The organism is Pseudomonas sp., assembly GCF_017744435.1.
Taxonomy (GTDB): Bacteria; Pseudomonadota; Gammaproteobacteria; order Pseudomonadales; family Pseudomonadaceae; genus Aquipseudomonas.
The window spans coordinates 56,703-74,746 of record NZ_JAGIBG010000019.1 but is presented as its reverse complement, the minus strand read 5'-3'; the positions used below and the strand labels follow the sequence as shown (position 1 = coordinate 74,746).

Below are 18,044 nucleotides of genomic sequence, written 5' to 3'. Positions count from 1 at the left end.
GTCAACCGCGGTGTCGCGATTCGACCGCTTTGCGCAGCGTGTCGATCAGGCTCTGGATGCGGGCGTGCTGCATCTTCATGGAGGCTTTGTTGACCACCAGGCGCGAGCTGATCGTGGCGATCAGTTCCTGGGGTTCCAGGCCGTTGGCGCGCAGGGTGTTGCCGGTGTCGACCACGTCGATGATCTTGTCGGCGAGGTTGATCAGCGGTGCCAGCTCCATCGAGCCGTACAGTTTGATGATGTCGACCTGACGGCCCTGCTCGGCGTAATAACGCTTGGCCACGTTGACGAACTTGGTGGCGACGCGCAGGCGGCCCTTGGGCTCCGGCGCACCGACCGCACCGGCGGTCATCAGCTTGCACTTGGCAATCTGCAGGTCCAGCGGTTCATACAGGCCCTGGCCTCCGTACTCCATCAGCACGTCCTTGCCAGCCACACCGAGGTCGGCGGCACCATGCTCGACATAGGTCGGCACGTCGGTGGCACGCACGATCAGCAGGCGCACGTCGTCCTGCGTGGTGGGGATGATCAGCTTGCGGCTCTTGTCCGGATTCTCGGTCGGCACGATACCGGCCTCGGCCAGCAACGGCAGGGTATCGTCGAGGATACGGCCTTTGGAAAGCGCGATGGTCAACATTGGAACGTCGGTCCTTAAGCGGCTACTGCCGGCCGGGCTGCTACAGCCCGACCGCATTCAATTCGAATGGCACGTCCGTGTGCCAGCGGGCAACTAGCCCGGTACGCGGCGGATTTTCGCGCCGAGCATCTGCAGTTTTTCTTCGATGCACTCGTAGCCACGGTCGATGTGGTAGATGCGGTCGATGAGGGTATCGCCTTCGGCGACCAGCGCCGACAGCACCAGGCTGGCAGATGCACGCAGGTCGGTGGCCATGACCGGAGCACCCTTGAGCGTCGGCACGCCGGTGACGATCGCGGTGTTGCCTTCGACCTGGATCTGCGCACCCATGCGGTGCATTTCGTACACGTGCATGAAGCGGTTTTCGAAGATCGTCTCGATGACCGCGCCAGTGCCTTCGGCGATGGCGTTCAGCGAAATGAACTGCGCCTGCATGTCGGTCGGGAACGCCGGGTACGGGGCGGTGCGCAGGTTGACGGCTTTCGGCCGCTTGCCGTGCATGTCCAGCTCGATCCAGTCCTCACCGGTGGTCAGGTCGGCGCCCGCTTCCTTGAGCTTTTCCAGCACGGCTTCAAGGATGGTCGGGTCGGTGTCCTTGACCTTGACGCGGCCGCCGGTCACGGCAGCGGCGACCAGGTAGGTGCCAGTCTCGATACGGTCGGGCATGACGCGGTAGTTGGCGCTGTCCAGACGCTCGACGCCATCGATGGTGATGGTGTCGGTACCGGCGCCCTGGACCTTGCCGCCCATGGCGTTGATGAAGTTGGCCAGGTCGACCACTTCAGGCTCGCGCGCGGCGTTTTGCAGCACGCTGCGGCCTTTGGCCAGGGCAGCGGCCATCATGATGTTCTCGGTACCGGTCACGCTGACGGTGTCGAAGAAGAAGTGCGCGCCGCGCAGGCCGCCTTCAGGTGCCTTGGCCTTGATATAGCCGCCTTCGACTTCGATCTTCGCACCCATGGCTTCGAGGCCGCGGATGTGCAGGTCGACTGGGCGCGAACCGATGGCGCAGCCACCTGGCAGGGCCACTTCGGCTTCACCGAAGCGCGCGACCATGGGGCCGAGCACCAGAATCGAGGCGCGCATGGTCTTGACCAGCTCGTAAGGGGCTACCAGGGTCTTGATGGTGCGCGGGTCGATTTCCACCGCCAGCTTTTCGTCGATCACAGGCTCGATGCCCATGCGCCCGAACAGCTCGATCATGGTGGTGATGTCGTGCAAGTGCGGCAGGTTGCCCACGGTGACCGGGCCATCGGCCAGCAGGGTCGCCGCCAGGATTGGCAGGGCCGCGTTCTTCGCGCCGGAAATGCGGATCTCGCCATCGAGACGAGCGCCGCCAGTAATAATCAGTTTGTCCATTGGTGTCTCGCCGCCAAGTTGGCTCAGGTGCGCTCAGCCCAGGCTGCGCTGCTGAAAAATTTCATGGTTACCGCATGGATGCTGCCATTGGCGATCCACGGATTCAGGTGAGCATAGATCGCCTGCTGACGTTTGACCGGGCTCAGGCCAGCCAACTCGTCGCTGATCACGTTCAACTGGAAGTTGCAGCCTTCGCCTTCAACTTCGACCCGGGATCCCGGCAATTTCTCTTCAAGGAAGCTCTTAACTTCTACGGCCTGCATGCTCAACCTCAATCGGCGCCCGATGCGCACGGGTCGGCCATCATACAAAAAAGCCCCTCGCCTGCGAAGCCCAACGAAGGGGCGCGCGACCGAGGGGCCTCTCATCACTGCCAAGCCATCAGCTTGCCAGCACCTCATCAAGGTCATAGACCCCGGCGATTTCCCGCATGTCGTCGGGCATGCCACGTACCTCGACGGCCTTGCCGACGGCCTCGGCGTCACGAATGAACGCCAGCAACAGCGACAGGCCGACACTGGTGGAGCGCGCCACGGCCGAGCAATCCAGCACCAGACGCGACTCACGGCAAGCACCGATCAGCGCCTTGCCCTGCTTGCGCAGGGCTGGCCCGCTGCGGTAATCCAGTTCGCCGGCCAGGCACAGCACGCCCGGCTCGGCCATGGTTACAGCGGCCTCGCTCATTTGACGGTCTTCTCTGGCGATTCGTCGGCCTTTTCCTTGGCCTTGGCCACTTCGCCGGCCCAGCCGTCGATGGTCTTGTCCAGGTCGTTACCGTTACGCTGCATGGCGTCGGCGAACTGGTCACGGAACAGCTTGCCGACGTTGATGCCGTTGACGATGACGTTACGCACCTTCCACTCGCCACCCAGGTTTTCCAGGGTGTACTGCACCGGGTACACGGCACCGTTGTTGCCGGTGACCTTCATGCCGACGCTGGCACGCTTGCCGTCATCGGCCTTGGCCGGGTCGACGGTAATGCCCTGGTTGTTGTACTCCAGCAGCGCATTGCCATAGAACTGCATCAGGCTGCGCTTGAAGTTTTCCTGGAAGCGCTGCATCTGCTCGGGCGTAGCCTTGCGCGAGTATTTGACGGTCATGATGCTTTTCGAAATGCCGTCAGCATCCACCACCGGGCCGAGGATGCGGTTGAGCGCATCGTAGAAGGCATTCGGGTTGGACTTGTACTGCTCCTTGTTGGCCTTGAGGTCGCTGAGCAGCGCAGTGGTGGTGCTCTGAACCACGTCGTGCGGCGACTGCGCGGCCAGGGCAAACAGGGGGAAGGCCGCCAGCAGCACCAGCAGGCCACGTCGCAGGATCGAAATCATGGAAACTCCTTAATTAGCCGGTTGCGCTTCTTTTGGTTCCTTGCCAACGGAGTTGAGCAGGAACTTGCCAATCAGATCTTCCAGCACCAGCGCCGACTGTGTGTCGTGGATGGTCGAGCCATCCTTGAGCACGTCTTCTTCACCGCCCACGCTGATACCGATGTACTTCTCGCCAAGCAAGCCGGCGGTCAGGATCGAAGCAGTGGAGTCGGTCGGCAGGTTGTTGACCGCCTTGTCCAGCTGCAGGGTCACCCGACCGGTGTAGGAATCACGGTCCAGATCGATGGCGGTGACCTTGCCGATCGTTACACCGGCCATGGTCACTTTAGCTCTGACCGTCAAACCGGCGATATTGTCGAAGTACGCATAAACTTTATAGGTATCGCTGCTCGGGCTGGCCGACAGCCCGCTGACACGCAGGGCCAGCAGCAGCAGTGCCAGGATCCCGGCCAGGAGGAACAGGCCGACACCGATTTCCAGGGTGCGGTTTTGCATCAGAAATCTCCAAACATCAAGGCGGTCAAAATGAAGTCCAGACCCAGTACTGCCAACGAGGCATAGACCACGGTCTTGGTGGTGGCACGGCTGATCCCCTCTGAGGTGGGTTCGCAGTCGTACCCCTGGAATACGGCAATCCAGGTCGTGACGAAGGCGAACACCAGGCTCTTGATCAGCCCGTTGAGCACGTCGTCGGTAAAGGAAACGCTGTTCTGCATGTTGCCCCAGAACGAGCCTTCGTAAACGCCCAGCCAGTCGACTGCGACCCACGAACCACCCCAGATGCCGACCACGCTGAAGATCAGCGCAAGCAGCGGCAGCGAGATGAAGCCGGCCCACAGGCGTGGCGCGACGATGTACTTGAGCGGGTCGACACCGATCATTTCCAGGCTCGACAACTGCTCGGTGGACTTCATGTTGCCGATTTCGGCGGTCAGCGCAGAACCTGCACGGCCAGCGAACAACAGCGCAGTGACCACCGGGCCAAGCTCACGCAGCAGGGTCAGGGCGACCATCTGCCCGACCGCCTGTTCGGAACCGTACTTGGTCAGGATGCTGTAACCCTGCAGGGCCAGCACCATGCCGATGAACACGCCGGAAACGACAATGATCGCCAGCGACAGCACACCCACCGAGTACAGCTGCTTGGTCAGCAGCTGGAAACCACCGCCAATGCCGCCCCGGCCGATCAGCGCATGGAACAGGAACAGGCACGAGCGCCCGAGCACGGCCAGCACGTCGATCGCCGAGCGCCCGAGCAGGCGGATACGTTCGAGTAAGGATTTTCTGCGCATCACCGCGCTCCCAGCAAATCGGCGCGGTAGTCAGGCGCAGGAAAGTGGAATGGCACCGGGCCGTCCGGGTCGCCTTTCATGAACTGGCGAATGCGCGGATTGTCCGAGCCCATCAGCTCGTCGGGCGTACCCTGGCCCAGCACCTGGCCATCACCGACCACATAGATGTAGTCGGCGATACTGGCGGTTTCGGCGAGGTCGTGGGAGACCACGATGCTGGTGATGCCAAGCGCATCGTTGAGCAGACGGATCAAGCGCACGAGCACACCCATGGCAATCGGGTCCTGGCCGACGAACGGTTCGTCGTACATCAGGATCTGCGGGTCCAGGGCAATGGCCCGGGCCAGCGCCACCCGACGCTTCATGCCGCCGGACAGCTCATCCGGCATCAGGTCGATGGCACCCCGCAGGCCGACTGCCTGCAGTTTCATCAACACGATGTCACGGATCATTTCGTCCGAAAGCTGGGTATGCACGCGCAAAGGAAAAGCGACGTTCTCGAACACATCGAGATCGGTGAACAGCGCACCGCTCTGGAACAGTACGCCCATCTGCTTGCGTGCGTCGAACAGGTCGCTGCGCGAAAGGCTCGGCAGGTTCTGCCCCGCCACCCACACTTCACCGCACGACGGCCGTAGCTGCGCGCCCATCAGGCGCAGCAGCGTGGTCTTGCCGCAACCCGACGGCCCCATGATCCCGGTGACCTTGCCACGCGGGATACGGATGTCGACATTGCTGAAAATGCTGCGCGAACCGCGCTTGAAGGTGACTCCCTTCAACTCGACCGCGTAGGCGCTATCCACACTCATCTAGACTCCTTGCTAGTGCAGCCTCGCACTAATGGACGCCGGCCCTCATCGTGAAGGCACACACACCCTTGGCAGGCCGAATAGCGGCGAACTATAGCACCGCTGACCGTGCGCCCCCAAGGGTATGGAAACAGGTCGTTCAGGCCAACGACAGGCTTTGGTGACATTTGATAGGGAATCGAAAGGATGAGGCTTTCTTGTATTGCGGCTATAATCGCCGCCTTTTAATCAGGCATTGCTTTTCGACATGAGCCAATCCAGCGAGCTGATCCACTCCGCCCAGCGCACCCTGCGCCTGGAACTCGAGGCCGTAGAAGGCCTGGTGGCCCGCATCGACGCCAATTTCGTCAAGGCCTGCGAGCTGATCCTGGCGAGCAAGGGTCGGGTCGTGGTGGTCGGTATGGGCAAATCGGGGCATATCGGCAACAAGATCGCCGCCACCCTGGCCAGCACCGGCACGCCAGCATTCTTCGTGCATCCGGCTGAAGCCAGCCATGGCGACATGGGCATGATCACCCGCGACGACGTCATTCTGGCCCTGTCAAACTCCGGCAGCACCGCCGAGATCGTGACCCTGCTGCCGCTGATCAAGCGCCTGGGGATCCAGTTGATCAGCCTGACCGGCAACCCGGACTCGCCCCTGGCCCAGGCCGCCGAGGTCAATCTCGACGCCAGCGTCACCCAGGAAGCCTGCCCGCTGAACCTGGCCCCGACCTCCTCCACCACTGCGGCACTGGTGCTGGGTGACGCGCTGGCCATCGCCCTGCTCGAAGCCCGCGGCTTCACCGCCGAGGACTTCGCCTTCTCGCACCCTGGCGGTGCCCTGGGCCGCCGCTTGCTGCTGAAGGTCGAGAATGTCATGCACGCCGGTGACGAACTGCCCCAGGTACAGCGCGGCACCCTGCTCAAGGACGCGCTCCTTGAAATGTCCCGCAAAGGCTTGGGCATGACCGTGATCGTAGGCGCCGACGGCAAGCTGGCCGGGATCTTCACCGACGGCGACCTGCGCCGCAGCCTGGACCGCAACATCGACGTGCACACCACACTGATTGATCAGGTGATGACCGTGCACGGCAAGACGGCTCGCGCCGAGATGCTTGCCGCCGAGGCCCTGAAGATCATGGAAGACCACAAGATCAGCGCCCTGGTGGTCGTGGACAAGGACGACCGCCCGACCGGCGCCCTGAACATGCACGATCTGCTGCGCGCCGGCGTGATGTAAAGGAGAACGAACCGATGACCCAAGATCTCATGCAACGCGGCAAGGCGATCAAGCTCGCCGTTTTCGACGTTGACGGCGTGCTGACCGATGGTCGCCTGTACTTCCTCGAAGACGGCAGCGAGTTCAAGACCTTCAACACCCTTGATGGCCAGGGCATCAAGATGCTCATGGCCTCGGGCGTAACCACGGCGATCATCAGCGGACGCAAGACCCCAGTGGTAGAGCGCCGGGCGAAAAACCTCGGCATCCCTCACCTTTACCAGGGCCGCGAGGACAAATTGGTGGTGCTCGACGGCCTGCTCGCCGAACTGGGCCTAAGCTATGAGCAGGTCGCCTATCTGGGCGACGACCTGCCCGACCTGCCGGTGATCCGCCGGGTCGGCCTGGGCATTGCCGTAGCCAACGCCGCACCATTCGTTCGCCAGCACGCCCACGGCGTAACCCAGGCACGTGGCGGCGAAGGCGCTGCACGCGAGTTCTGCGAACTGATCATGCAGGCCCAGGGCACCCTGGACACTGCCAACGCCAACTACCTTTAAGGCTGCCCATGTTCAGCAAGAAAGCCCGCAACTTTGCGCTGCTCGCGGTGATTGCCGCCCTGCTGGCGGCTATCGGCTACTGGAATGTCAGCCCCGAGAGCTTCCTCGAAAAGCCGGTGGCCCAGGTTGACGAAAGTGCCATCGACTATTACGCGATCAACGCGCACAGCGTGCAGTTCATGCCCGACGGCAAGCTGCAATACGAAATGACCGCCGACAAGGTCGAGCACCTCAGGGCCAGCGAAGTCACCCTGCTGACCACGCCCGACCTGCACATGTACCGGGGCACCGAGTACCCTTGGCACGTGCAGAGCGAACGCGCCGAGGTCAACCCGGATGGCACCGAGGTCGAACTGATCGACAAAGTCCGCGTGCAACGCACCGACGAAAAGCAGCGTGAACTCGTCGTTACCAGCTCCCGCATGACCGTATTCCCGCAGAAGCAATATGCGCAGACCGAGCAAGCCGTTAGAATCGACGGCGCCGGTGGCACAACTACGGGTAAAGGAATGAAAGCGTATTTGAAAGAAGGCAAGATGGACTTGCTCTCTAACGTAAGAGGACAGTATGAGGCTCGTTAAAACCCTCCCCCTTTTGCTCAGCCTGAGCGCAGCACTGGGAAGCGCGAGCGCCTTCGCCCTGCCGAACGACCGTGACCAGCCTATCCGCATCCAGGCCGACAACGCGCACCTGGACGACAAGCAGGGCGTGGCCACCTATACCGGCGATGTGATCATCACCCAGGGCTCGATGATGATCAAAGGCAACACCGTGACCATGACCCGTGCCGCCAATGGCGACATCGACGTGGTGACCTCGGTGGGCAACCTGGCCTACTTCGAGCAGCAGCAGAGCACGGCCAAGCCCGACAAGATGAAAGGCTGGGCGGTGACCATCCAGTACCAGGCGCAGAAAGATACGGTGATCCTCACCGACCGCGCCAAGGTCGAGAACGAAGGCAACACCACCGAAGGCGAGAAGATCATCTACAACACCAAGACCCAGGTTGCGACCGCCGGTCGTGGTGGCAACGTGACTCAACCACGTCAGCGCATCGACATGGTGATCCAGCCGAAGAAGAAGGCCGAGTAAATGGCAACCCTCAAAGCCCAGCACCTGGCCAAGAGCTACAAGGGTCGGCAAGTCGTGCGTGATGTCAGCCTGTCGATCGACAGCGGGCAGATCGTCGGCTTGCTCGGCCCCAACGGCGCCGGCAAGACCACCTGCTTCTACATGATCGTGGGGCTGGTCCAGGCCGACCAGGGGCGCGTACTGATCGACAACCTCGATGTCAGTCACCAGCCCATGCACGGCCGCGCCCGCGCCGGTATCGGCTACCTGCCGCAGGAAGCCTCGATCTTCCGCAAGCTGTCGGTGGCCGACAACATCATGGCCATTCTCGAGACCCGCAAGGACATCGACCGTGAAGGCCGGCGCAAGGAACTGGAAAGCCTGCTGCAGGAATTCCACATCAGCCACATCCGTGACAACCTCGGCATGAGCCTTTCCGGTGGCGAACGCCGCCGCGTCGAAATTGCCCGCGCCCTGGCTACCGCACCGAAGTTCATCCTGCTGGACGAACCGTTTGCCGGTGTCGACCCGATCTCCGTGGGCGACATCAAGCAGATCATCCACCACCTCAAGGCCAAGGGTATCGGTGTACTGATCACCGACCACAACGTCCGTGAGACCCTGGATATCTGCGAAACCGCCTACATCGTCAACGACGGTCGACTGATCGCCGAAGGCGACGCCGAGACCATCCTGGCCAACGACCTGGTCAAGGAGGTCTACCTGGGGCACGAGTTCCGACTCTGATCCCCGGAACCTGCCTGGAGCACTGGCATTAACGCCCTGTCGGGGCTTAAGTTGTTACAGTGCTCTAGGCAAACGCTACAATTTGAGGCATAAAACTTGCTTGAATTTGGCGCTCCGGCGCCCTCGTGTAGTGGATGGCGCATGCGCGCCGGCGAACAAGGTATTAAGCCCCAGCCATGAAACCATCGCTCGTCCTAAAAATGGGCCAGCAACTGACGATGACCCCGCAGTTGCAACAGGCCATCCGCTTACTTCAGCTCTCCACCCTGGACCTCCAGCAGGAAATCCAGGAAGCGCTGGAGTCCAATCCGATGCTCGAACGTCAGGAAGACGGCGACGACTTCGACAACAGCGACCCGATGGCGGACAACGCCGAGAACAAGCCGGCCGCCGAAGTCCAGGACAACAGCTTCCAGGAAAGCACCACCAGTGCCGAAACCCTCGAAGACGGTGAGTGGAGCGAGCGAATCCCCAACGAGCTTCCGGTCGATACCGCCTGGGAAGATATTTACCAGACCAGCGCCAGCAGTTTGCCGAGCAACGATGACGACGAGTGGGACTTCACCACTCGCACATCGGCGGGCGAAAGCTTGCAGAGCCACTTGTTGTGGCAGCTGAACCTGGCACCAATGTCCGATACCGACCGCCTGATCGCCATCACCCTGATCGACAGCATCAACGGCCAGGGCTACCTGGAAGATACTCTCGAAGAAATCTGCGAAGGCTTCGACCCGGAGCTGGACATCGAACTCGACGAGGTAGAAGCGGTGCTGCACCGCATCCAGCAGTTCGAGCCTGCCGGTGTCGGCGCCCGCACCCTGGGCGAGTGCCTGCTGCTGCAATTGCGTCAACTGCCTGCCAGCACGCCCTGGATGAGCGAAGCCAAGCGCCTGGTCACCGACTTCATCGACCTGCTCGGCAGCCGCGACTACAGCCAGCTGATGCGCCGCATGAAGCTCAAGGAAGACGAACTGCGCCAGGTGATCGAGCTGGTGCAGAGCCTCAACCCGCGGCCCGGTTCGCAGATCGAGTCGAGCGAACCGGAATACGTGGTACCTGACGTGATCGTGCGCAAGGACAGCGACCGCTGGCTGGTCGAGCTGAACCAGGAAGCGATCCCGCGCCTGCGGGTCAACCCGCAATACGCCGGCTTCGTTCGCCGCGCCGATACCAGCGCCGACAACACCTTCATGCGCAACCAGTTGCAAGAGGCACGCTGGTTCATCAAGAGCCTGCAAAGCCGCAACGAAACGCTGATGAAGGTCGCCACGCAGATCGTCGAGCACCAGCGCGGCTTCCTCGACCACGGCGACGAAGCGATGAAGCCCCTGGTCCTGCATGACATCGCCGAAGCAGTGGGCATGCATGAGTCGACCATTTCGCGGGTGACCACGCAGAAATACATGCACACCCCGCGTGGTATCTACGAACTGAAATACTTTTTCTCCAGCCATGTCAGCACCGCCGAAGGCGGAGAATGCTCGTCTACGGCGATCCGCGCGATCATCAAGAAACTGGTTGCTGCGGAAAATCAGAAAAAGCCATTGAGTGACAGCAAGATCGCTGGTTTACTGGAGGCACAAGGCATCCAGGTAGCCCGTCGCACCGTCGCCAAGTACCGCGAGTCCCTCGGCATCGCACCGTCGAGCGAGCGCAAGCGACTGATGTAGCCCCCGGATGTGCCACAGCGTTTGTGGGGCAGGTGCAATACCTGCCTCTTTATGCACGGGCAACAAAGGAGAAGCTGTATGCAAGTCAATATCAGTGGACAGCATGTAGAAGTCACCCAGCCACTGCGCGATTATGTGCTTGAAAAGCTCGCTCGCGTGGAAAGTCACTTCGACAAGATCACCAACGTGCAGGTCATCATGAAAGTCGAGAAGCTGCAGCAGAAGGTCGAGGCGACCCTGCAGATTCCCGGCGGTGAAGTGGTTGCCAACGCGGAACACGAAGACATGTATGCAGCGATCGACGCCTTGGCCGACAAGCTCGACCGCCAACTGAAAAAACACAAGGAAAAACAGCAAAGCCTGCTGCAAGGTGCAGCCGCCCGCTGATCCCTCTCATCCATGATCCGACTTGAAACCATCCTGACCCCCGGCCGTTCCCTGGTGAACGTGCCGGGCGGCAGCAAGAAGCGCGCCCTGGAAAAGGTCGCCAACCTGATTGCCGAGCAAGTACCCGAGCTTGCGATGCAAGACGTCTTCGAAAAGCTCATCGCTCGCGAAAAACTGGGCTCGACCGGCTTTGGCAATGGCATTGCCATCCCCCACTGCCGACTTGAAGGCTGCTCTGCCCCGGTAAGTGCACTGCTGCACCTGGATGCGCCGATCGACTACGACGCCATCGATGGCGCCCCGGTGGATCTGCTGTTCGTCCTGCTGGTACCAGAGGCGGCCACCGATGCCCATCTTGAACTGCTGCGCCAGATCGCCAGCATGCTCGATCGCAAGGAGGTCCGCGATCGCCTGCGTGCCGCCGGTAGCAGCGAGGCCCTGTACCAGGTTGTCCTGGACGCACAGAACGAGCACTGAACATGCGCCTGATCATCGTCAGCGGCCGCTCCGGCTCCGGCAAGAGCACCGCCCTCGACGTACTGGAAGACAACGGTTTCTACTGCATCGACAACTTGCCCGCCGGGCTGCTACCGCAGCTGGCGGAAAATGCATTGATCAATACCGAACTGCTGCAGCCCAAGGTGGCGGTATCGATCGATGCGCGCAACCTGCCCAGCCACCTTTCGCGCTTCCCCGAACTGCTGGAGGAGGCCCGTGGGCGCCACATCCAGTGTGATGTGCTGTTTCTCGATGCCGACGAAGACACCCTGCTCAAGCGTTTCTCGGAAACCCGTCGTCGTCACCCGCTGACCAACGCCGACCGCTCGCTGGCCGAAGCAATCCGTGTCGAAAGCGAACTGCTGGGGCCGATTGCCGACCTTGCCGACCTGAAGATCGACACCACCAGCCTCAACCTCTACCAGCTGCGCGATACGATCAAACTGCGCCTGCTCAACCAGCCCGAGCCTGGTACTGCCTTCCTGGTCGAGTCGTTCGGCTTCAAGCGCGGGATGCCGGTCGATGCCGACCTGGTTTTCGACGTACGCTGCCTGCCCAACCCGTACTGGAAACCGGAACTGCGCGAACATTCCGGCCTGGAACAACCGGTCATCGACTATCTGGCCACACAGCCGGACGTCGAAGAAATGTTCAACGACATTTCCAGCTACCTGCTCAAATGGCTGCCACGCTTTGCTGCCAGCAATCGCGCCTATGTCACTATCGCCATTGGTTGCACAGGGGGTCACCACCGCTCGGTCTACATCACCGAACGCCTCGGCCAGCTGTTGCAGCAATCCCTGAAAAACGTCCAGGTTCGCCACCGCGACCTCTAGCCCACAGGATCCACCGCACGATGCCCGCCCGCGAAATCACCATCATCAACAAGCTGGGGCTGCATGCCCGGGCGGCAGCCAAGTTCGTCGGCGTGGCCGGCAAATTCCCGTGCCAGGTTCGCGTTGGCCGCGCGCCCGACAAGATGGTGGACGGCAAAAGCATCATGGCGGTGATGATGCTGGCGGCGGGCAAAGGCACCCAGGTGCACTTGCTGACCGAGGGCGAGCAAGACACCGACGCCCTGGAAGCGCTGGTGGCGTTGATCAACAACTACTTCGACGAGGGCGAGTAACCCAAAGACGGCGCGGTACCTGTAGGAGCGCGCCGGGCTCACGGCGAATCACGACATTGCCGTATCCATCACCATCATCAGGCAAAAACCGATGCACAGCCCCAGGCTAGCCAGGCGGTGATGCCCATTGCTACGCGACTCGGGAATGATCTCCTGAGTCACCACCAACAGCATCGCCCCAGCCGCACAGGCCAGGCCCACCGGCAACAGCAACTCCGCCATGTTCACCAGCCAGGCACAGATCACGGCAGCCAGCGGCTCGACCAGGCCGGACGCGGCACCAATCAGAAACGCCTTGAACCGTGGCATCCCCGCCCCTGCCAGCACCAACGCTATCACCAGCCCTTCAGGCACATCCTGCAAGGCTATGCCCATGGCCAGGCTATCGGCGTCGGCCATACCACCGCCGGCAGACACACCGATGGCCATGCCTTCGGGAATGTTGTGGGCGATGATGGCAATCACGAATAGCCAGATCCGCGCAGCGATCACGGGCTGACTCTCACTGCCGACCAGCGCCTCCGGCGAAGCACCGGAGACCTTGAGATCAACCAGGAACAGGCACAGGGCGCCAAGCATCAGGCCGAAGCTGATCAGGCCACCGGCGCCCCAAGGGCTGAAACCGATGGCCTGAGCGGCATCCAGGCCGGGGATGATCAGCGAGAACGCCGTGGCCGCCAGCATCACCCCCGCCCCGAAGCCCAGCAAGGTATCGGCCAAGGCCACCGGCATATTGCGAATCACCAGCACCGGTACTGCGCCCAGTGCCGTACCCAATGCGCACAGTGCACCGCCCTCCAGGGCACGCAACATGCGCGGTTCCAGGTCCAGCCAGGCAATGCCACGGGCCAGCAGCAGCGCTGTGCCGGCCAACAGCAGCAAGGTTCCCAGTGCCAACCGGAACAGGCGCACACTGCTGACAGACATCACCTCAGAGCGCATACCGGGCCGACTCACTTCAAGGCTTCGTGATAGCGGCGATCCACTTCCGCCCAGTCGATCACGTTGTAGAAAGCACCAATGTATTCCGGGCGACGGTTCTGATACTTCAGGTAATAGGCGTGCTCCCACACGTCCAGGCCGAGGATCGGCGTATTGCCGTGCATCAGCGGGCTGTCCTGGTTGCCACTGCTTTCTACCACCAGCTTGTTCTGCGGGGTGACGCTGAGCCACGCCCAGCCGCTGCCGAAACGGGTCAGCGCCGCCTTGGTGAAAGCCTCCTTGAATGCTTCGAAGCCACCCAGCTCTGCTTCGATGGCCGTGGCCAGCTGGCCTTGTGGCTGACCACCGCCCGTGGGCGACATGACCGTCCAGAACAGGCTGTGGTTGGCGTGGCCGCCACCGTGATTGGTGACTGCACCGCGCAGGTGCTCAGGCAGTTGCTGGACCGCACCAACCAGTTTCTCGACCGGCCATTCGGCCCACTCGCTGCCCTCGATGGCCGCGTTCAGGCCATTGACGTAGGTCTGGTGGTGCCTGGTGTGGTGGATTTCCATGGTTTGCGCGTCGATGTGCGGTTCCAGCGCATCGTAGGCGTAAGTCAGTGCAGGCAAGGTATGCGGCATATCAATGGATTCCGTAGGCATGGGTTCTGGGCGCCATGTTCGGCGCGGCAGCGAGCTCGCTGGTCTCGGCGCCGTGGCGGTTGAGCAGGCGCTCGGTACGCGGGTACTGGCCGTACTCGGCAATGAAACTCAGCAGTTCGGTGTAAGTGCGCCCGCTGTGGCGCAGCGCGGCATCACGCAGCGCCCGCGGCAAGCGAGCTTCCTGGCTGGCCTGGAGCAAGCGCTGATGCGCGGCACACAGGTAGTCGGCGCTCTCGTGCGGCTGGTTCAGACGCAGGTGCAGGTCGGCCAGGTTGTGATGAGCGATGACCAGTGCCGCCACCGCTTCATTGACGTCATGCCAGCGCTCGAACAGCACCTGGGCCAGGGCCAGTGCTTGCAGGTAGTGCTCCCGGGCATCAACCAGCTCGCCTTGTTCGAACAGGCGGTTGGCCGTTTCAGTCGTGCGTTTCCAGTGCTGCATGACGTTGTTTCCTCTGGGCGCTATGGCGTGTCAGATGCCGCCAGCGGTGAGCTTTTCCGGGTCCAGCAGTGCCTCGAGCTGATCGCGCGACAGGTCGGTGTGCTCCAACGCGACATCGATGATCGGGCGGCCCTGCTGGTAGGCGGTCTTGGCGATTTCGGCGGCCTTGAGGTAGCCGATGATCGGATTCAGCGCAGTGACCAGGATCGGGTTGCGGGCCAAGGCTTCCTTGAGCTTGCCCTCGTTGACCTTGAAGCTGGCAATGGCCTTGTCGGCCAGCAGGCGGCTGGCATTGGCCATCAGCTCGATGCTCTCCAGCAGGTTGCGGGCGATCACCGGCAGCATCACGTTCAGCTCGAAGTTGCCCGATTGGCCGGCCACAGCGATGGTGGCGTCATTGCCGATCACCTGGGCAGCGACCATGGCAGTGGCTTCCGGGATCACCGGATTGACCTTGCCCGGCATGATCGACGAGCCCGGCTGAAGGCCCTGGAGCTCGATTTCACCCAAGCCAGCCAAAGGACCAGAGTTCATCCAGCGCAGGTCATTGGCAATCTTCATCAACGCCACGGCGGTCGTCTTGAGCTGGCCAGACAGCGCCACGGCTGTGTCCTGGGAGCCGATCAGTGCGAACAGGTTATGGCCGGGGGTGAACTCGACCTGGGTAAGGCCGCTCAGTTGGCGCGCGAAGCCGGCAGCGAACCGCGGGTGGGCGTTGATCCCGGTGCCCACCGCAGTGCCGCCCTGGGCCAGGGCCTGCAGGCTCGGCAGGGTCGCTTCGAGATGTGCCTTGGCACCATTGATCTGCGCAGCCCAGCCATCGAGCACCTGGCTCATGCGCACCGGCATGGCATCCATCAGGTGGGTACGGCCAGTCTTCACATACTGATGGACCTGGGACGACTTGGCTTCGATCACCTGAACGAGGTGGCTCAGAGCAGGCAGCAGCTGCTCATGCAGCGCAAGCGCGGCACTGACATGAATGGTGGTGGGGATGATGTCGTTGCTGCTCTGCCCACAGTTGACGTGGTCGTTGGCATTGACCGCTTCGCCGAGCACGCGGCTGGCCAGGGTGGCGATCACCTCGTTGGCGTTCATGTTCGAGCTGGTGCCAGAGCCGGTCTGGAACACATCCACCGGGAAGTGCTGGATGAAATCTTCAGCCAGCAGTTGCTCGACCGCCTTGACGATGGCCTGGCCCTGCCCTGCCGACAGTTGCTCCAGCTCGATGTTGGCCTTGGCCGCAGCGGCCTTGGCCAACAACAAGGCGCGGATGAACTGGGCCGGCATGCGCTGGCCACTGATCGGGAAGTTGTCGACCGCGCGCTGGGTCTGAGCGCCATACAGGGCCTTGGCCGGGACCTGCAGCTCGCCCATGCTGTCACGCTCGATACGGGTATCAATCATCTTCAAATCCTTGCATCAGTTCATCGGGAGAAATCGACGGCAGCAGCCGGCAGTTGGCCAGCTGCAAGGCATAGGGCTGCCAGCGCTGGTTCTGCTCTCGGCGGTCGAGGTTGCGCAGGTCGAGCAGTGGGCGCCAGGCCTGGTCCAGGCACTGGCAGCGCCAGTGCCACGGCAACATGCGGTCGCAGGCGGTATCCAGCAGCAGGCGGAAGGAGGTCAGTGCCACGGTCCATGGCGACGTTTCGGTGCAGCACACCAGGTAACGGCCTTCGGCCAGGTAGTGCTCGATCAGGCGCGGTTCGTCGGGCTCGAGCGCGCAGCGGATGCGCCGACTCAGCCAGCGCCAGTTTTCCAGGTAGGGCAGTTCGCGGAGGACGGGTTTCATGAACATCATCGCCGGGTTACTGGATAATGATATTCATTATTAAGTGATAAACAGAATCACTTCAAGTAGAGGGTGATGAAAGAAAAAACCCGGCGCGATGGCCGGGTTTCAATATCAGTGTGCATTTCTGGCGAATGTCAGCTGCCAGCGACCGTCATCCGCTCGATCAGCACCGACCCTGTGTGGATATTGCTACGCGTTTCAAGATCACTGCCAATCGCGACAATCTGTTGGAACATGTCCTTCATATTGCCGGCAATGGTCACTTCCTGCACTGCATGCTGGATCTCGCCATTCTCGACCCAGAAGCCCGCCGCTCCGCGCGAATAGTCACCGGTCACCATGTTCAGGCCATGGCCCATCAGCTCGGTCACCAGCAGGCCACGGCCCATGCGCCGGATCAACGCCGCCTGGTCTTCTACGCCATGGGTGACATACAGGTTGTGCACGCCCCCGGCGTTGGCAGTGCTCGGCAAGCCCAGTTTGCGCCCGGAGTAGGTACCCAGCAGGTACGACACCAGCTCGCCTTTGTCGACGAACGGCTTCGCGTAGGTCGCCAGCCCGTCACCGTCGAAGGCAGCGCTGCCCAGCGCGCGCGGAATATGTGGGCGCTCGTCGAGGGTCAGCCAGGACGGGAACAGGCGCTGACCGATGGTACCCTCGAGGAACGAAGACTTGCGGTACAGGTTGCCGCCCGAGATGGCCGACAGGAAACTGCCGAACAGGCCACCCGCCAGCTCGGCGGAGAACAGCACGGGGACTTCGCAGGTCGGTACCGGCCGCGCACCGAGGCGGCTGGCGGCGCGCTGGGCAGCGCGTTGGCCAATGCTGCGCGGGTCGGCCAGCAGATGACCCTGGCGGTTCACGTCATACCAGTAGTCACGCTGCATCTGGCCTTCGCCTTCGGCGATCATCACGCAGCTCAGGCTGTGCCGGGTCGAGGCGTAACCACCGATGAAACCGTGGCTGTTGCCGTACACGCGGCAACCCTGGTGAGTGTTCAGGGTGGTGCCATCGGCATTGAGGATGCGCTTGTCGGCATCGAATGCCGCCGCCTCGCAGGCCAGCGCCATCTCGATGGCCTTCTCCGGCTCGATATCCCAGTCGTGATAGAGGTCGAGGTCGGGGATCTCGCGGGCCATCAGCGCGGCGTCAGCCAGGCCCGAGCATTCGTCCTCGGACGTATGCTTGGCAATCGCCAACGCGGCGGCCACGGTTTCGCGGATGGCATCCGGGCCACTGGCCGAGGTGCTGGCCGAACCCTTGCGCTGGCCAACATAGAGGGTGATGCCAAAGCCCTGGTCGCGGTTGAACTCGACCGTCTCGACTTCGCGCTGGCGCACCGTGGTGGACAGGCCCTGCTCCAGCGATACCGCCACTTCGCAGGCACTGGCGCCTTGCTTGCGTGCTTCTGCAATGATCGCCTCGACCTGCTCCTGCAACGCTGGCAGGTCCTTGGGGCCTACGCTCTGGACTGCACTCATGGTTTTCTCCACTCAAATTCTGCGTTCGGCGAGGGTCATTCTACGACCGGGC

Annotated in this window: 24 protein-coding genes; 10 read left to right on the top strand and 14 right to left on the bottom strand. The window is 62.1% G+C overall.

Annotated features, from left to right (window positions below; all coding sequences use genetic code 11):
• Position 1: 1 nt before the first annotated feature.
• The 8 genes from hisG to J7573_RS14990 form a co-directional block, all read right to left on the bottom strand.
• Positions 2 to 637 carry an ATP phosphoribosyltransferase gene (gene hisG / locus J7573_RS15025; protein WP_294336532.1) on the bottom strand — a complete coding sequence of 212 codons (636 nt, stop codon included), beginning with the start codon at positions 635 to 637 and terminating at the stop codon, positions 2 to 4.
• Positions 638 to 730: 93 nt separating this feature from the next.
• Positions 731 to 1,996: a UDP-N-acetylglucosamine 1-carboxyvinyltransferase gene (murA, locus tag J7573_RS15020; RefSeq protein ID WP_294336530.1), complete on the bottom strand. Its 1,266-nt coding sequence runs from the start codon at positions 1,994 to 1,996 to the stop codon at positions 731 to 733.
• Between the two features lie 23 nt (positions 1,997 to 2,019).
• On the bottom strand, positions 2,020 to 2,259 hold the full coding sequence (locus J7573_RS15015; protein WP_003255121.1) for a BolA family protein: 240 nt from the start codon (positions 2,257 to 2,259) through the stop codon (positions 2,020 to 2,022).
• 118 nt (positions 2,260 to 2,377) lie between these two features.
• Positions 2,378 to 2,680 carry an STAS domain-containing protein gene (locus tag J7573_RS15010; protein ID WP_294336515.1) on the bottom strand — a complete coding sequence of 101 codons (303 nt, stop codon included), beginning with the start codon at positions 2,678 to 2,680 and terminating at the stop codon, positions 2,378 to 2,380.
• Positions 2,677 to 3,324 (bottom strand): ABC transporter substrate-binding protein, encoded by a 648-nt coding sequence (locus J7573_RS15005; RefSeq protein ID WP_294336514.1) that lies wholly within the window; start codon positions 3,322 to 3,324, stop codon positions 2,677 to 2,679. Before J7573_RS15005 ends, J7573_RS15010 begins: the two co-directional genes overlap by 4 nt.
• Before the next feature lie 9 nt (positions 3,325 to 3,333).
• Entirely contained in the window at positions 3,334 to 3,819 is a 486-nt protein-coding gene (gene mlaD, locus J7573_RS15000; RefSeq protein WP_054885956.1) for an outer membrane lipid asymmetry maintenance protein MlaD, read from the bottom strand.
• Positions 3,819 to 4,616 (bottom strand): lipid asymmetry maintenance ABC transporter permease subunit MlaE, encoded by a 798-nt coding sequence (gene mlaE / locus J7573_RS14995; protein WP_054885955.1) that lies wholly within the window; start codon positions 4,614 to 4,616, stop codon positions 3,819 to 3,821. The genes mlaD and mlaE overlap by 1 nt, the downstream gene beginning before the upstream one ends.
• A complete protein-coding gene (locus J7573_RS14990; RefSeq protein WP_294336507.1) occupies positions 4,616 to 5,425 on the bottom strand; it encodes an ATP-binding cassette domain-containing protein in 810 nt (269 codons plus the stop codon). The genes mlaE and J7573_RS14990 overlap by 1 nt, the downstream gene beginning before the upstream one ends.
• A 247-nt stretch (positions 5,426 to 5,672) precedes the next feature.
• Here J7573_RS14990 and J7573_RS14985 point away from each other — a divergent pair, with 247 nt between their 5' ends.
• The 10 genes from J7573_RS14985 to J7573_RS14940 all read left to right on the top strand — a co-directional run bounded on the left by J7573_RS14985 (position 5,673) and on the right by J7573_RS14940 (position 12,688).
• On the top strand, positions 5,673 to 6,647 hold the full coding sequence (locus J7573_RS14985) for a KpsF/GutQ family sugar-phosphate isomerase (RefSeq protein ID WP_294336506.1): 975 nt from the start codon (positions 5,673 to 5,675) through the stop codon (positions 6,645 to 6,647).
• A 14-nt stretch (positions 6,648 to 6,661) separates the two neighbouring features.
• On the top strand, positions 6,662 to 7,186 hold the full coding sequence (locus J7573_RS14980) for an HAD family hydrolase (protein ID WP_294336503.1): 525 nt from the start codon (positions 6,662 to 6,664) through the stop codon (positions 7,184 to 7,186).
• An 8-nt stretch (positions 7,187 to 7,194) separates the two neighbouring features.
• Positions 7,195 to 7,767 (top strand): LPS export ABC transporter periplasmic protein LptC, encoded by a 573-nt coding sequence (lptC, locus tag J7573_RS14975; protein WP_294336501.1) that lies wholly within the window; start codon positions 7,195 to 7,197, stop codon positions 7,765 to 7,767.
• Complete coding sequence (lptA, locus tag J7573_RS14970; RefSeq protein WP_294336498.1) at positions 7,754 to 8,278, top strand: lipopolysaccharide transport periplasmic protein LptA; 525 nt, start codon at positions 7,754 to 7,756, stop codon at positions 8,276 to 8,278. Before lptC ends, lptA begins: the two co-directional genes overlap by 14 nt.
• Positions 8,279 to 9,004 (top strand): LPS export ABC transporter ATP-binding protein, encoded by a 726-nt coding sequence (lptB, locus tag J7573_RS14965; protein WP_060511298.1) that lies wholly within the window; start codon positions 8,279 to 8,281, stop codon positions 9,002 to 9,004.
• A 176-nt stretch (positions 9,005 to 9,180) separates the two neighbouring features.
• Positions 9,181 to 10,674, top strand: a complete 1,494-nt coding sequence (locus J7573_RS14960; protein ID WP_294336493.1) for an RNA polymerase factor sigma-54 — start codon at positions 9,181 to 9,183, stop codon at positions 10,672 to 10,674.
• A 78-nt stretch (positions 10,675 to 10,752) separates the two neighbouring features.
• Positions 10,753 to 11,061 carry a ribosome-associated translation inhibitor RaiA gene (gene raiA / locus J7573_RS14955; RefSeq protein ID WP_003255135.1) on the top strand — a complete coding sequence of 103 codons (309 nt, stop codon included), beginning with the start codon at positions 10,753 to 10,755 and terminating at the stop codon, positions 11,059 to 11,061.
• Between the two features lie 12 nt (positions 11,062 to 11,073).
• Positions 11,074 to 11,538, top strand: coding sequence for a PTS IIA-like nitrogen regulatory protein PtsN (ptsN, locus tag J7573_RS14950; RefSeq protein ID WP_159411980.1), 465 nt, complete (start codon positions 11,074 to 11,076; stop codon positions 11,536 to 11,538).
• Positions 11,539 to 11,540: 2 nt separating this feature from the next.
• Entirely contained in the window at positions 11,541 to 12,395 is an 855-nt protein-coding gene (gene rapZ / locus J7573_RS14945; RefSeq protein WP_294336466.1) for an RNase adapter RapZ, read from the top strand.
• 20 nt (positions 12,396 to 12,415) lie between these two features.
• A complete protein-coding gene (locus tag J7573_RS14940; protein ID WP_294336464.1) occupies positions 12,416 to 12,688 on the top strand; it encodes an HPr family phosphocarrier protein in 273 nt (90 codons plus the stop codon).
• 48 nt (positions 12,689 to 12,736) lie between these two features.
• On the opposite strand, the gene J7573_RS14935 is transcribed toward J7573_RS14940, so the two are convergent.
• The 6 genes from J7573_RS14935 to pmbA form a co-directional block, all read right to left on the bottom strand.
• Complete coding sequence (locus J7573_RS14935; protein WP_294336463.1) at positions 12,737 to 13,630, bottom strand: ZIP family metal transporter; 894 nt, start codon at positions 13,628 to 13,630, stop codon at positions 12,737 to 12,739.
• Positions 13,631 to 13,641: 11 nt separating this feature from the next.
• Positions 13,642 to 14,253 carry a superoxide dismutase gene (locus J7573_RS14930; protein WP_294336580.1) on the bottom strand — a complete coding sequence of 204 codons (612 nt, stop codon included), beginning with the start codon at positions 14,251 to 14,253 and terminating at the stop codon, positions 13,642 to 13,644.
• Between the two features lies 1 nt (position 14,254).
• A complete protein-coding gene (locus tag J7573_RS14925) occupies positions 14,255 to 14,716 on the bottom strand; it encodes a hypothetical protein (RefSeq protein WP_294336460.1) in 462 nt (153 codons plus the stop codon).
• A gap of 30 nt (positions 14,717 to 14,746) precedes the next feature.
• Complete coding sequence (locus tag J7573_RS14920; RefSeq protein WP_294336456.1) at positions 14,747 to 16,123, bottom strand: class II fumarate hydratase; 1,377 nt, start codon at positions 16,121 to 16,123, stop codon at positions 14,747 to 14,749.
• Positions 16,116 to 16,517, bottom strand: a complete 402-nt coding sequence (locus J7573_RS14915; RefSeq protein WP_294336454.1) for a FagA protein — start codon at positions 16,515 to 16,517, stop codon at positions 16,116 to 16,118. The genes J7573_RS14920 and J7573_RS14915 overlap by 8 nt, the downstream gene beginning before the upstream one ends.
• Positions 16,518 to 16,645: 128 nt before the next feature.
• On the bottom strand, positions 16,646 to 17,992 hold the full coding sequence (gene pmbA, locus J7573_RS14910) for a metalloprotease PmbA (protein WP_294336452.1): 1,347 nt from the start codon (positions 17,990 to 17,992) through the stop codon (positions 16,646 to 16,648).
• Positions 17,993 to 18,044 lie beyond the last annotated feature (52 nt).